Below are 13,614 nucleotides of genomic sequence, written 5' to 3' on the forward strand. Positions count from 1 at the left end.
CTTCTGCGTGTGGACGGCGGGGTGGTTGTCCCTGGTGAAGCGCGGCCCGCCCGCCGGGGGGCGGGCCCGGCCGCCCCCCCCCCCCCCCGCCGCCCGGCCCCCCCGCCCCGCCGCCCCCCCCCCCCCCCCGCCCCGCGCCCCCCCCCCCCCCCCCCCCCCCCCCCCCCCCCCCCCCCCCGCAACGCACCGCTCTCCGCGGCGGACGACCCTCACCAGTGGACGACGACCTTGTCACCGGTCCGCACCTGCGCGAACAGCTGAGCGATCGCGCTCTCGTCCCGGACGTTCACGCACCCGTGCGAGCCACCCGCGTACCCGCGCACCGCGAAGTCGTACGAGAAGTGCACCGCCTGGCCGCCGCTGAAGAACATCGCGTACGGCATCGGCGAGTCATACAGGGTCGACACATGGTGCCGTGACTTCCAGTAGACGTGGAACACACCCTCGCGGGTCGGCGTGTACTGGGTGCCGAAGCGGACGGACATCGTCGACAGCGTCCGCCCGTCGATCATCCAGCGCAGCGTCCGGCTGGTCTTGCTGATGCACAGCACCCGGCCGGTCAGACAGCGCGGGTCCGGCGCCGCGGCCGGCTGACCGCCCATCAGGTACAGCTCCCAGTGACCCGGCCGATGCGTCATCGCCAGCAGCCGCTGCCAGGTGACGGTGTCCAGTTCGCCGGTGCGCGGCAGCCCGCGCTTGCCCTGGAAGCCCCTGACGGCCCGCTCGGTCGGATCGTCGTACGTCCCCGTCGGCCCGTCGAACAGCCAGGCCACCTGGCGGAGCCGGGCCTGCAGCTCCCGCACGCCCGAGCCGGTGTCACCGCGCGACCACAGGACCCGGGGCGCCGCCGCGGTGGGCGGGTCCTCGGCCGTCCGGGTGGACTCGGGAACGCGGCTGGACGGCGGCTGGACATGGACCGGTGAGCGGTTCTTGCCATCGGCGGCCACGGGCTGCACGGTGCAGCCGCAGAGCGCGGCGAGGGCGGCGGCCGAGGCGACTACGGCGGCGGGTATCCCCGGGATCCTCATGCCGGGGATGCTTCCCCGCGTGACCGCCGCCGAACTACGGGGCATGGTGAGGGGTACGGGACATACTGCTGCGGAGGCTTCCATGGCGCGTGAGTCGGAGTCGGGCCTGCCGATCGAGCCGGTCTACGGGCCGGCCGACCTGACCGGCTGGGACCCGGCCGGAAAGCTGGGTGACCCGGGCGCGTACCCGTTCACCCGCGGGGTGTACCCGAGCATGTACACCGGCCGTCCCTGGACCATGCGCCAGTACGCGGGCTTCGGTACGGCGGTGGAGTCCAACGCCCGCTACCGGCAGCTGATCGAGCACGGCACCACCGGCCTGTCCGTCGCCTTCGACCTGCCCACCCAGATGGGCCACGACTCCGACGCGCCCCTCGCCCACGGCGAGGTCGGCAAGGTCGGCGTGGCGATCGACTCGATCGACGACATGCGGGTGCTGTTCGACGGGATCCCGCTGGACCGTGTCTCGACGTCGATGACGATCAACGCCCCGGCGGCCCTGCTGCTCCTGCTCTACCAACTGGTGGCGGAGGAACAGGGAGTCCCGGCCGACCGCCTGACGGGGACCATCCAGAACGACGTGCTCAAGGAGTACATCGCGCGCGGCACGTACATCTTCCCGCCGAAGCCCTCCCTGCGCCTGACCGCCGACATCTTCCGCTACTGCACCGCCGAGATCCCGAAGTGGAACTCGATCTCGATCTCCGGCTACCACATGGCCGAGGCGGGCGCCTCCCCCGTGCAGGAGATCGCGTTCACGCTGGCCGACGGCATCGAGTACGTCCGTACCGCGGTCGCGGCGGGCATGGACGTCGACGACTTCGCCCCGCGCCTGTCCTTCTTCTTCGTGGCCCGTACGACACTGCTGGAGGAGATCGCCAAGTTCCGCGCGGCCCGCAGGATCTGGGCGCGGGTGATGAGGGAGGAGTTCGGCGCGCGCAACCCCAAGTCGCTGATGCTGCGCTTCCACACCCAGACGGCGGGTGTGCAGCTGACGGCACAGCAGCCGGAGGTGAACCTGGTCCGGGTGGCGGTGCAGGCGCTGGCGGCGGTGCTGGGCGGCACGCAGTCGCTGCACACGAACTCCTTCGACGAGGCGATCGCGCTGCCGACCGACAAGAGCGCGCGGCTGGCGCTGCGGACGCAGCAGGTGCTGGCGTACGAGACGGACGTCACCGCGACGGTCGACCCCTTCGCGGGTTCCTACGCCGTGGAGCGGATGACAGACGAGGTGGAGGAGGCGGCCGTCGACCTGATGCGGAGGGTGGAGGACCTGGGCGGCGCGGTGGCGGCGATCGAGCGGGGCTTCCAGAAGGCCGAGATCGAGCGGAACGCGTACCGCATCGCGCAGGAGACCGACTCCGGTGAGCGGGTGGTCGTGGGCGTCAACCGCTTCCAGCTGGACGAGGAGGAGCCGTACCAGCCCCTCCGGGTGGACCCGGCCATCGAGGCCCGGCAGGCGGAGCGGCTGGCCAGGCTGCGGGCCGAGCGGGATCAGGGGGCGGTGGACGCGGCGCTGGCCGCGCTGCGGAAGGCGGCCGAGGGGGAGGACAACGTCCTGTACCCGATGAAGGAGGCGCTGCGCGGGCGGGCGACGGTGGGGGAGGTGTGCAACGCGCTGCGGGAGGTGTGGGGAAGCCATGTGCCGAGCGATGCGTTCTGAGCGCCCGCACCGGAGGCGATGTCACACCCCCGTGCGACACTCCTTCTCATGTTCGGCGTCATCGATCTCCCCACCTACCTGGCCGGTCTCGTCCTGATCGTCCTGCTGCCCGGCCCCAACTCGCTGTACGTCCTCTCCGTGGCCGCCCGCCGCGGCGTCCGGGCGGGATACACCGCCGCGGCCGGGGTGTGGTGCGGGGACACCGTGCTGATGACGCTGTCCGCCGCCGGGGTCGCCTCCCTTCTGCAGGCCAACGCCGTGCTGTTCGGGATCGTGAAGTACGCCGGTGCCGGATATCTGACCTGGCTGGCGATCGGCATGCTGCGGGCCGCGTGGGGGATGTGGCGGACCCGGCGGGAGCAGCCCGTCGCGGACACCGCGCGCACCGCCGTCACCGAGGAGCGGCCGTTCCGCCGCGCCCTCGTCGTCAGCCTCTTCAACCCCAAGGCGATCCTGTTCTTCGTCGCCTTCTTCGTGCAGTTCGTGGACCCGGGCTACGCCTACCCGGCCCTCTCCTTCGTCGTCCTGGGCGCCTTCGCCCAGCTGGCCAGCTTCCTCTATCTCAGTGCGCTGATATTCGGCGGCACCCGCCTCGCCGCCGCCTTCCGCCGCCGCAAGCGGCTGTCGGCGACGGCCACCTCGGCGGCCGGTGCGCTCTTCCTCGGGTTCGCGGTGAAGCTGTCGCTCGCCGGCGCCTGACGCCTCGCGGGATTCGGCAGACAGCGGGTGCGCGCCCGCCGCGGCCGGCCACGCAGGTCCTGGCGCCCCTGGGGGTGCCTCCTAGGGCGCTACGAGGGCTCCCGTGCGTGCCGCGTACTCCCGCAGGCCCTGCGTGGTCTCGCCCGCCCAGCCCACGTACCCGTCCGGCCGGACCAGGTAGACACCCGGGCCGTACGAGGGGGGCGCCGGGAGCGACCGGAGCCCCGTCACCGCCGCTCCGAGCACCGTCCAGTGCGGCCCCCGGAACGCGTCGAAGAGGCGCACGCCGTCCACCGTGCCGTCCGGCGCCCGGTCGCCCGCGCGCACCCCGGCGGGAGCGGTGCGCGACTCCACGCTGAGCGACGACTCCCGGTACCCCAGCCCGAGCTGCACCGTCGCCTTCCCCCGCCGCACCTCGCCGCGGTGGACGCCCGTCGACAGGCCCAGCATGGCAGCGGCATTCGCGCGCCGCTCCTCCTCGTAGGTGTCGAGCAGGGTCTCCGGTGCCGCGCCCCGCAGCACGGCGCCCAGCTTCCAGCCCAGGTTGTAGGCGTCCTGCACGCTGGTGTTCAGGCCCTGCCCGCCCGCCGGTGAGTGCACGTGGGCCGCGTCCCCGGCGAGGAAGACCCGGCCGACCCGGAAGCGGTCGGCCAGGGCGGCGCGCGGCTGGAAGCCCGAGGCCCAGCGCAGCTCGGTGACGTCGTCGGTGTCGAGGTGGGTGAACGCGGCGACCAGCTTGCGGATGCCGTCGAGGGTCAGGTCGGGTTCGGTGCCCTGCGGGAGGCGCGCCGCCAGCTGGAAGTCGGCCGTGCCGGCCAGCGGGCACAGCGCGACGAAGCAGCCGTCGCTCCCCGGGAAGGCGTGCCAGTACTCCCGGTCGAGCCCGGTCACCCGTACGTCCGCCACCAGGAACGGATTCGGGTCGACCGTCTCCCCGGTCATCCCCACGCCCACCGCGCGCCGCACCGCGGACCGCCCGCCGTCGGCCGCGACGACGTACCGCGCGCGGGCGGTCGTACCGTCGGCGAACCGCACGGTCACGCCGTCGGCGTCCTGTTCCAGGTCCGTCGCCTCGCGCCCGAAGGCGACCTTGCCGCCCAGTTCCTCCAGCCGGGCGTGCAGGACCTCCTGCGTCCGCCACTGCGCGACCATCAGTGGATCGGTGTACGGCGTGCCCTCGTCGGCCTCCACCGGTTCGAACATCGGCTGCTCACCGACCCGTTCGCCGTCCTGCCAGACCATCCGGACCGGATAGGGCCCGCCCGCCGCGCGGATCGCGTCGAGCACACCGAGGTCGTCGAAGACCTCCTGGGTGCGCGGCTGGATCCCCTTGCCGCGCGAGCCGGGGAACAGCCCTTCGGCCCGCTCCACCACCAGCGCGTCCACCCCGCGCCGGGCGAGATCGATGCCGAGGGTGAGACCCGCCGGACCCGCGCCCACGATCAGGACATCCATGGTATTTCTCCTTAACATCGTTAAGTAACGTCTCCACGAGGGTGGCCTTAACGCTGTTAAGCTGTCAAGCGTGAGTACGGAACGACGGGCACCCCTGGACCGCGAACGGGTCGCGGACACCGCGCTGCGGCTGCTGAACGAGGTCGGCCTGGACGGGCTGACCCTGCGCGCCATCGCGAAGGAACTGGACGTCAAGGCGCCCGCGCTGTACTGGCACTTCAAGGACAAGCAGGCGCTGCTGGACGAGATGGCGACGCAGATGTACCGGCGGATGGCCGCCGCCACCGCGCTCGACCCCGCCGACACCTGGCAGGAACGGCTGCTCAAGGCCAACCGCGGACTGCGGGCCGCGCTGCTCGGCTACCGCGACGGCGCCAAGGTCTTCAGCGGCTCCCGCTTCACGGGCACGCACCACGCCCGTGACCTGGAGGAGCACCTGCGCGTCCTCACCGCTGCCGGCCTCAGCCTGGCCCAGGCGGTCAACGCGGCGCGCACCTCGACCCTGTTCACCATCGGCTTCGTCACCGAGGAACAGGGCGTCGTACCCCTGCCGGGCGAACGCCGGGAGGGGTACGACATCGAGGACCGCGCCCGGCGCATGGCCGACTTCCCGCTCTCGGCCGAGGCCGGGAAGGTGCTCTTCGACGACTACGACCAGCAGTTCGAGGAAGGGCTGGCGCTGGTGATCGCCGGCATCGAGACGCGGTACGGCGTCGGCTGAGCGGCGGCGTCAGCCCCTGGGCGCACGCGCGTTGCGTATCGCCCGCGTGACGACCGGCGGCAGCAGGTCGAGGGCGACCCGGCGCACCCGCCTGCCGTACCGGGAACGGGCAGGAACTGCCGGGACCGGCGCCGGCTCCTCGGTCCTGGGCGGCGCGACGGCGGCCGCCTCCGCGTACCGGGAGGGCGGGAACGCCGGCGCCGGCATCCCGCGGGACTTCAGACGGACGATCCGGTGCCCGGCGGCCTCCTGGACGCTCAGGTGGCAGTCGGACCGCTCACGCACCATGGCCAGCAGCTCCTCCTGGACCGGCTCGGGATCGCCCCAGGTGGCGTAGAGCTTCTGCGTGCTCAGGCAGAGGGGCCGCAGGCCGCGGTTGAGCACGGCCTCCCAGGCGGCTATGGACACCCCGGGCGTGTGCTCGGAGCGGAAGTCGTCGAGCACGACGACGCCGTCCGGCAGCAGCAGATCGTGCGCCGCCCCTATGTCGTCGCGCACGTGTTCGTACAGATGCGAGCCGTCGATGTGCACGAACCGGCAGGAGCGCGAGGCGACCTCGGAGGGCACCAGAGAGCTGGGCCCCTGGAGCACACGGGGCAGTTCGTCGTGGAAGGCGCGGTAGTTCTCCTCGAAGACCCGCCGGGTCAGCGCACTGTAGGACTTGGTCGACTCGGCCCGGTTGGCGTCGTCCGGGGCGTCTCCCTCGAAGAGGTCGCACACGGTGTACTTCTCACCCGGCCGCCGGTGCCGGCCGATGAAGATCGCGCTCTTGCCCATGTAGACCCCGATCTCCAGGAGGTCGCCGCGGACTCCGGCGGCCTCCTGCCGGTTCAGCAGCCAGTCGAAGAGCAGCTGGTCGAGCACGGGGAACCAGCCGGGGACGTCGTCGAGACGATGGGGCGGTCGTGTCGCTTCCTGAGTGATGGCCATGCGGCGGAGGAACTCCCTCGGTACGGCAGTCTGCGAGATCCCTGCGGGGGCCTGTGGTACGGGTGGCAGGGCACTACGGTGCCTGCCCCGACGGTCGGTCCGAAACCCACGCCGAGGTGAACGGCTGCCCAACTTCCGTTCCGGGCGGCCTCCGTACACGCCCTTCTCGGGGGCGGGCCGAAGGGCTTCTCCACGAACCGGACCGGTGGATCGGCCACGCCCGCAGCAGCATGCTCAGCACGGTCACGACCGGCGTCGGCCACGGCGGCAGCCCGGGACCCCGGTGGACCGCCGCCTCGGGCGTGCGGTGCCGGCAGGAGCGAAGCGGCCGGGTCCGGGGGGGCGTCGCTCAGTCGGACTTCAGCAAGCGGGCGGAGCGGTTGGCGAGGTCGATGCGGATCGCCTCCCGGCGGGCCAGCTGCCGGATCGACTTCCCCCGGGGGCCGAGGTCGCCGGCCACCCGGGAGATCTCCGACCACACCCGGCCCCGGTCCCCGCCCGCGATCGCGGCGGCGGACAGCAGCCGGCACGCCTCGTCGACGTTGCCGCGCGAGGCACGTATCTCGGCCATGCCGATGAGCACGTCCACCGGCTGCCGGCGGCGCAGGATCTCGGTTCCCACGCGCAGCGCGTCGTCCTGCCTGCCCTTGGTGAAGTGGCGGGTGAAGTCCTCGGCGAGGTACTTGCCGTGCCGGGAGAGCACCGCGGAGAACGGCCCCTCGGCGTACGCCGTCCCGCCGTCCGGCTCCTGGGCGCCGGCCTCGTCACCGGCGGCCACCGTCCGCCGTGCGTCCTCGGGGCCGGCGAGGTTCAGGGCCGTCGTCATGCGGGCGGTGAAGGCGGAGATGCCGAACAGCTCCTCCACGTCCTGGTACTCCTCCTCCGACACCTCCTCGTCGAGCACCTGCCGCAGCGCCTCCAGGGCCGCCTCCGGTGTGTACTGGCCGAAGGAGCGGTAGCCGGGCACCCCGTCCAGCACCTCTCGGGAGCCCACCCGGTGGTAGGTGACGGTACGCAGCCGCTGCTGCACCGCTTCGACCACCGACAGCGGCATCGGGTCGTCCACACTGGACAGGAAGAACACGTCGGAGGCGGCGAGTTCCTCGCGCACCCGGTCGCGGGAGAGCGCTCCCATCCACTCGATGCGGTCCGACAGCAGCGTCGTCGGAGCGATCCGCCACGTCTTGTGACCGATCCAGGCGAACCGCCACGGCAGGCCCTGCGCGTAGGCGAGTTCGGCGACCCGCGAGAACAGGTCGAGGCCCTTGCGGTCCTGCATCGAGCCGACCATCACGATCCGCGGCCGCTCACCCGGCGTACGCCGCGCCCGGGCGCGGTGGGTGTCCAGCGGCACCGTGTTGTAGACGACCACCGGCTCGCTCACGCCGAGCTGGCGGAACATGTCGGCCTGGGCGGCGGAGACGCACAGCACCTTGATCTTGGGCAGCACCTTGAGCATCTCGGCGTGCCGCAGGGCGTGCTGCTCGCCCTCGAAGTTCATGACGTACTCGGTCTCGTGGGCGTACAGCACCACGGAGCGGCCCATGGCGTGCAGGGCCTCCGCCAGTTCGTTGGCCAGCGGCGAACGCCAGAACGGGGCGAGGCTGTTGATCAGGACGACCTCGGCTCCCCCGAGGTCGGCCAGTACGTCCTCGGTGCGGGTGTAGACCCCGAGGTCCAGGTACCGGATGTCGACCGGGCTCTGGGCGAGGAGCGCCTGGGTGTAGGTGAGCACGGGGATCGCCACACCGGTGACGTAGGAGAAGCCCAGGCCCAGGACGGCCAGCGAGCGCGGCCGGTTGAGCCGCCCCTCCACGGCACGCAGGGCACTCTCGGCGCGCGAGAGGCGGGCCCGCGCCCCTTCGGCCGGTGCCGACCAGCGGGGCGCGGGCCGTTCGACCGGGACCTCGGCCTCCTCGATACGGCGCAGGACGCGGGCGGGCACCTCGTCGTGGAAGGTGAGGAAGTGCTCCACCGGCTCGCCGTGCACGTTGGCGGCGAACTTGCCCGTGCGCCGCAGCTCGGCGGCGACGTCCGCGAGTTCGCCGACCGTGCCGACGTTGCGCAGCAGCGGGTGGTTGATGGTGGGGAAGACGATGTTCAGCGCGGGCGGGCTGAACAGGATCAGCGGCGTGCCCGCCCGCAGCGTCTGCAGGTAGGTGGTGGAGAAGAAGGTGATCGCGAGGTCGTAGCCGTCGAGGGCCTCCGCCTCCAGCAGCGCGCTCTCGTCCAGGACGGTCACGTCGGGCAGTGTCCGCAGCCAGTCGAGGTGGCCGCGCAGCGTGGAGGGGTGCGGTTTGATCTCCACCTCGCCGAACGCGGCCAGCGCCGCGCACACTTCGGTGAGTTGTTTGCGGTGCTCGTTGCGGGAGAGCTTGCTCTGGTCGCTGAGCGGCTGGTCGAGGACGACGATGCGCAGTGGCTCGCCGGGGCGCTTTGCGTGCCGGTGGGTGGTCGAGCGGGCCGCCCGCAGCAGCAGGGGGTCGTCGCTGTGGCCGAGCGCGCCGGTGATGTGGACGGGCGCGTCGGCGTCCGCGGAGCGGAACATCAGGTGGTGCGCCGTCGCCGGCCCCCAGACGCAGACGGCGGCCGGGGAGGACGAACCGTAGTACCAGTTCTGGTCGCGCAGGCCCGTGCCGGTCTTCTTGAAGTGGAAGTCCAGGTGCCCGTCCTGAACGAGGATCAGCGGCAGGGTGCGGCCCAGCTCGCCGGCTACCCGACGCCCGCGCTGCGACTGGTCGTTGAAGAACACGAGCCGGTCGATGCGCTCCAGGTCGGTGAAGGCCCGCATGCGGCGGCCCACCTCCTCCAGGAACTCCGCACCGCTGAGCGCCTCGTCCACCTGGAACAGGTTGTGCGCCTCGAGGCCGTCGAAGCGGGCCGCCGCCTCCTGCTCGATCCAGCCCGCGACGTCCCCGTCCCGGTCGGCGGTGACCAGGTGGAACGAATGGGCTTCGGCTCCCGGTGCCTTCATGATCTCCGAGGCGAGGCCGACACCGTTGCGGTTCTCGACAAACACAGCGATGCGCATGGACGTGATCAATCCCCCAGTGGGCGAGGCCCCCGTGTGACTCGTGGACCTACTGAATCTTCATATGAGTGAATGAAATACGACCCGGTTCCCGTCACCGTCGAACTGGTGGGGAACCCTGCGTGAACTCTGGGCATCGCCGAGGGTGCGGAATGCGGGAAGGGCTCCTCGGCCCGCTCGCTGACCGCGACCGCGTGGGCCGAGGAGCCCGGTGGGAGTGTCCGCCGTGCCGTCAGCGCTTGACGGCCTTCCGCAACGCCCGTACCCGCCGGGCCATCCGCCGCGCGGTGGCATTGCGGCGCACGAACGTGAGCCGCTTCGGGATGCCACCCGGCAGCGCCAGCGAGGCCAGACGCTTGCGCTTGAAGTAGCGCAGGGTCCGCTCGTTCAGGTTCTTCGCGAGATGGGCCTCGGTCTGTGCGCGCAGCCCCGGAAGGATCTTCGGCTGCATCGCGAAGCCCACCGCGCTCACCAGCGCCCCCAGCGCCGCCACGTCCATGCCCGGGCGCTGCTCGGTCACGGCGGCCCGGTCGCCCAGCTCCGGCAGCAGCGCGTCGACGATGGTGACCGGGACCCGGTTGCTGTTCTCGAACGGCGTCAGCCGCTCCAGCAGCAGGTCGGTGCCGATCCGGGCGACCGGGAGGCCGTACAGCGCGGAGGCGGTGAGCAGGGCGGTGGAGAAGCAGCCGACGACCAGCGCGGGACGCATCCGCTGGTACAGCACCTCGGCGAGGACCGGCGTGTCCAGCACGGTCAGCTCCACCTTCAGCCGCTCCGCCTCCTTCTCCAGGGAGCGGGTGAAGCGTGCCGGGGCGGACGGGTGCGGCTTGAACACCACCTCGGTGTGCCCGAGTCCGGCCGCGCCCGTCAGCATCCGCACATGCAGGTCCTCCTCCTGCTCGGCGGAGAGGATGCCGAGCGCGGACAGGTACTGGCCGAGCAGCAGCGCCGGCTCCTCGATCGCGGGCAACCCGTCGCCGGCGGACGCGAGTTCTGCGAGCACCTTGGTGAAGGCGGGCGTCGGCAGGACCTCGCCGGGCACCCCGAACTCGGTGAGCAGCAGCGGTTTCAGACCCGGCACCAGGTCCAGGTGGAGCACGCGGTCCACACGGGTGCCGACCAGCGGGTCGATCTTGTTGCGGGTGGGGCCGTAGCTCATCAGGCCGTCGGCGTAGACGGTGACCGGGGCGCCGGTGAAGATCTGGGCGAGGGCGAGCGACGGGTTGACCTGGATGGACTCGACGGCCAGCTCCACGTCGTCGTCGGCCAGGTGCCACTCGTGGCGCAGATACCGCTCCCAGAGCGGCAGATCGTCCCCGCGCGGCGCCCAGCCGCCCGGATGGAACGGGAAGATCGCCGCGTTGTACGACACCACGTCGTCGAACCGGTCGCGCAGCCGCTCGAAGCCGGGCGTCGCGTCCAGGCCGGGCGTGGTCTCGGGGGTGGCCGCGTTGTTGCAGACCAGCAGGATCCGCCGGTCGGCCGGGCGGAAGCAGCCGGAGTCCAGGGCGGCGGCGAGCGTGGCCGTGCCGTACAGCGTCGACGCCTGGAAGATCTGGGTGGTCACGCGGCGACCCCCGCGGGAGCGGGACGGCGGCGCAGCCGGCGCAGCTTCGTGGCACGCTGCAGGTCCATGGAGTCCAGCGCCTCGTCCAGCACGTCCTGCGGCATGCGCCGCAGGGCGGCGGCACTCAGGATTTTCAGTTTCTTCGCCACCTCGGGCTCGAACCTTTCGATGGATCCCAGGTGATGGGAAATGATCGCGCAATAGGTGCGGACGGCCTTGGGCAGCAGCACGTCGGCCTCCCGGTCCCGGGCGGTTTCCTCGATGACCTGATCGAACGCGCGAATGAAATCGAGTTGCCGTACATCACCGATCTGGGTGAGTGACGAGGCGACCCCGCGCCGGTAGAACACCCCGAGCAGACTCACCGCGGCGAACGATTCCGCCTCCCGGTGCAGCTTCCAGATCCACGGCCGGTCCTCGGCCGTGCGCAGCCCGTCGGTGAAGTGCAGCAGCCCCTTGTCCACCAGCCGACGGTGGTAGACACCCGCCCAGGCGTAGGCGTAGTCCACGGAGGTGGACCGGTCGGCGGGCAGGATCGCCGCACGCGGGTCCAGCACCACGTTCCGCCGCCCGACGGGCGCCCGGTGCACGGTGCGCGACCGCGCGGTGCACTGCACGTGGTCGGTGCGCAGGAAGTCGCAGCCCAGCTCCTCGATGGCCGCGACCAGCTGCTGGTAGTAGCCGGGGGCGAGCCAGTCGTCGCCGTCCAGGAACGTCAGGTACTCGCCGCGCGCGCGGTCGATACCGGTGTTGCGCGCGGTCGCCAGCCCCCCGTTCCGTTCGTGCCGGACCAGGACCGCGCCCGGCAGCTCGCGCTCCGCGCGCGCGAGAATCTCTGGTGTCCCGTCGCGGGAACAGTCGTCGACGAGAAGGAATTCGAAGTCCTCACGCGCGTTCGCCTTCAGGCTGGTGAGCGTGTCGGGCGCGTATTGCCGCACGTTGTAGAACGGCACGATGACGGAGAGCTTGACCACGCCTGGGACGTTAGGGCGCAGCCCGTCATTCGTCCTGACGGCCTGCTTGATGCCCGGTGAACGACGCGTGGCGAAGCTGTGAACCACGCCTTTTCCCCGTGCGATCGCGGCCCGATTCGCCATTCGGCGATGTGCTGTTAACCGTTTGTTGCGTTCGGGTTGGGCGGAACCTCTCCATGGCTTCCTAGCGTCTTCGGCGTGCCAGCAAGTGCAACGAAGTCCCTGCGGGTCGCCGTCCTGGCGGACTCCGACACCCGGTGGAAGTGGGGCGCGCTCACCGCGCGGCGTCTCGCACCCGCGGCTGCCGAGGTCCGGCTCGACGGCTACCTCCTGCGGGGACGCGCCACCCCGACAGCCCGCCAGCTCCAGGAAGTCGGCGTCCAGGCGGACGCGCTCCGCGAGGTCACCGGCGTCGAGTTCCTGCGCGCGATGACCGGGGAACCGTACGACGTCCTCGTCCTCGCCCTGGTCGGCGGCGGAGTCCAGGCGATGCTGCACGGACTGCGCGCCGCCTGGGGCTCCGGCCGGCGTCCCGTCGTCGTCACCGGCTATGTCGGGGTCGTCTACGAGAAGCTCGCCGACGGGCTGCTGCTGCGGCACGGCGCGGACCTCGTCCTCGCCAACTCCCGCCACGACGCGGACCGTTTCCGGGCCGTGTACGAGGGGGTGGGCGCCGACGCCTCCGCGGTCACCGAGGTGGCGCTGCCCTTCCTCGGCGGGGCGCCGTACGCCGGCGAGCACGAGCCGTACACCGTGGTGTTCGCGGCTCAGCCGTCCGTGCCGGACAACCGCAGGGACCGTACGTACCTCCTCGACCGGCTGATCCAGCACGCCCGCAGGCACCCCGAGCGCGAGGTGCTGCTGAAGCTGCGCTCCAAGCCGGGCGAACACACCACGCACATCGAGGAACTGCCCTACCAGAAGCTGGTCCAGGGCAAGGAGCCGCCGGCCAACTTCCGCCTCGTGTACGGGCACATGGGCGAGGTGCTCGACCGTACCGACCTGCTGGTCACGGTCAGCTCCACGGCCGCGCTGGAGGCCCTGCACCGGCGTGTCCCCACGGTCGTCCTGACCGACCTGGGCGTGCGCGAGGTGCTCGGCAACCACCACTTCACCGGCTCCGGCTGCCTCGCCTCCTGGGACCAGCTGGACGCCGGACACCGGCCGGTGCCGGACGAGGAGTGGCTGGCCCGGCAGGGCGTCGCCGCCGGCACCCCCTCGGGAGCAGGCTCCTACGAGACCGCCTTCGACGCCGCCCGCGAGCGCATCGCCAAGCTGCTGGACCGCCCCGGCGGTCTGCCGCCCCTGAACCCCTACTACACCCCCGAGACCGCGCCCGGCTATCTGCCCGGCATCCTCGCCCGCCACCACCTCGGCCCCGACGGCGCACCGCTGCCCGGTGCGCCCGCCGCCGACAAGGCACCCGGCCCCGTCCGCCAGATCGTGCGCCGCGCCGCACGGGGTGCCTACCGGCACGGCGTGCAGCGCGTCGCCCCGGTGATCCGGCGGATGGGCGAGCTGTGACCTTCGTCCAAGGAGTAGATCT

General features: G+C 71.9%; 10 protein-coding genes. 4 read left to right on the top strand and 6 right to left on the bottom strand.

The features are described from left to right. Positions 1–209 precede the first annotated feature (209 nt). Entirely contained in the window at positions 210–1,028 is an 819-nt protein-coding gene (locus ACGFRF_RS39410; RefSeq protein ID WP_393748582.1) for a L,D-transpeptidase family protein, read from the bottom strand. Between the two features lie 82 nt (positions 1,029–1,110). Between ACGFRF_RS39410 and ACGFRF_RS39415 the strand changes: the two genes are divergently transcribed. Together ACGFRF_RS39415 and leuE are read left to right on the top strand one after the other, a co-directional pair. Beyond that, positions 1,111–2,691 carry a methylmalonyl-CoA mutase gene (locus tag ACGFRF_RS39415; protein ID WP_393748584.1) on the top strand — a complete coding sequence of 527 codons (1,581 nt, stop codon included), beginning with the start codon at positions 1,111–1,113 and terminating at the stop codon, positions 2,689–2,691. 48 nt (positions 2,692–2,739) lie between these two features. Beyond that, complete coding sequence (leuE, locus tag ACGFRF_RS39420; RefSeq protein WP_393748586.1) at positions 2,740–3,390, top strand: leucine efflux protein LeuE; 651 nt, start codon at positions 2,740–2,742, stop codon at positions 3,388–3,390. 81 nt (positions 3,391–3,471) lie between these two features. On the opposite strand, the gene ACGFRF_RS39425 is transcribed toward leuE, so the two are convergent. Next, positions 3,472–4,845 carry an FAD-dependent monooxygenase gene (locus tag ACGFRF_RS39425; protein ID WP_393748588.1) on the bottom strand — a complete coding sequence of 458 codons (1,374 nt, stop codon included), beginning with the start codon at positions 4,843–4,845 and terminating at the stop codon, positions 3,472–3,474. A gap of 70 nt (positions 4,846–4,915) precedes the next feature. Between ACGFRF_RS39425 and ACGFRF_RS39430 the strand changes: the two genes are divergently transcribed. Then, on the top strand, positions 4,916–5,566 hold the full coding sequence (locus ACGFRF_RS39430; RefSeq protein WP_393748590.1) for a TetR/AcrR family transcriptional regulator C-terminal domain-containing protein: 651 nt from the start codon (positions 4,916–4,918) through the stop codon (positions 5,564–5,566). A gap of 9 nt (positions 5,567–5,575) precedes the next feature. Here the strand turns inward: ACGFRF_RS39430 and ACGFRF_RS39435 are convergent, their stop codons facing one another. The 4 genes from ACGFRF_RS39435 to ACGFRF_RS39450 form a co-directional block, all read right to left on the bottom strand. Beyond that, a complete protein-coding gene (locus ACGFRF_RS39435; protein WP_393748592.1) occupies positions 5,576–6,496 on the bottom strand; it encodes a class I SAM-dependent methyltransferase in 921 nt (306 codons plus the stop codon). Between the two features lie 349 nt (positions 6,497–6,845). After that, positions 6,846–9,527 (bottom strand): glycosyltransferase, encoded by a 2,682-nt coding sequence (locus ACGFRF_RS39440; protein ID WP_393748594.1) that lies wholly within the window; start codon positions 9,525–9,527, stop codon positions 6,846–6,848. Positions 9,528–9,759: 232 nt separating this feature from the next. Beyond that, positions 9,760–11,094: a polysialyltransferase family glycosyltransferase gene (locus ACGFRF_RS39445; RefSeq protein ID WP_393748596.1), complete on the bottom strand. Its 1,335-nt coding sequence runs from the start codon at positions 11,092–11,094 to the stop codon at positions 9,760–9,762. Next, complete coding sequence (locus ACGFRF_RS39450; protein WP_393748598.1) at positions 11,091–12,068, bottom strand: glycosyltransferase family 2 protein; 978 nt, start codon at positions 12,066–12,068, stop codon at positions 11,091–11,093. The genes ACGFRF_RS39445 and ACGFRF_RS39450 overlap by 4 nt, the downstream gene beginning before the upstream one ends. A gap of 198 nt (positions 12,069–12,266) precedes the next feature. On the opposite strand from ACGFRF_RS39450, the gene ACGFRF_RS39455 reads away from it, so the two are divergent. Continuing rightward, positions 12,267–13,592: a DUF6716 putative glycosyltransferase gene (locus tag ACGFRF_RS39455; protein WP_393748600.1), complete on the top strand. Its 1,326-nt coding sequence runs from the start codon at positions 12,267–12,269 to the stop codon at positions 13,590–13,592. The last annotated feature ends 22 nt before the right edge of the window (positions 13,593–13,614 follow it).

Origin of the sequence: Streptomyces sp. NPDC048521, from assembly GCF_043199855.1 — a bacterium.
Taxonomy (GTDB): Bacteria; Actinomycetota; Actinomycetes; order Streptomycetales; family Streptomycetaceae; genus Streptomyces.

What these genes read in the sequence shown, in the direction of transcription:
- ACGFRF_RS39410 (WP_393748582.1), bottom strand. Translation starts at nt 1,028, where the DNA reads ATGAGGATCCCGGGGATACCCGCCGCCGTAGTCGCCTCGGCCGCCGCC.
- ACGFRF_RS39415 (WP_393748584.1), top strand. Translation starts at nt 1,111, where the DNA reads ATGGCGCGTGAGTCGGAGTCGGGCCTGCCGATCGAGCCGGTCTACGGG.
- leuE (WP_393748586.1), top strand. Translation starts at nt 2,740, where the DNA reads ATGTTCGGCGTCATCGATCTCCCCACCTACCTGGCCGGTCTCGTCCTG.
- ACGFRF_RS39425 (WP_393748588.1), bottom strand. Translation starts at nt 4,845, where the DNA reads ATGGATGTCCTGATCGTGGGCGCGGGTCCGGCGGGTCTCACCCTCGGC.
- ACGFRF_RS39435 (WP_393748592.1), bottom strand. Translation starts at nt 6,496, where the DNA reads ATGGCCATCACTCAGGAAGCGACACGACCGCCCCATCGTCTCGACGAC.
- ACGFRF_RS39440 (WP_393748594.1), bottom strand. Translation starts at nt 9,527, where the DNA reads ATGCGCATCGCTGTGTTTGTCGAGAACCGCAACGGTGTCGGCCTCGCC.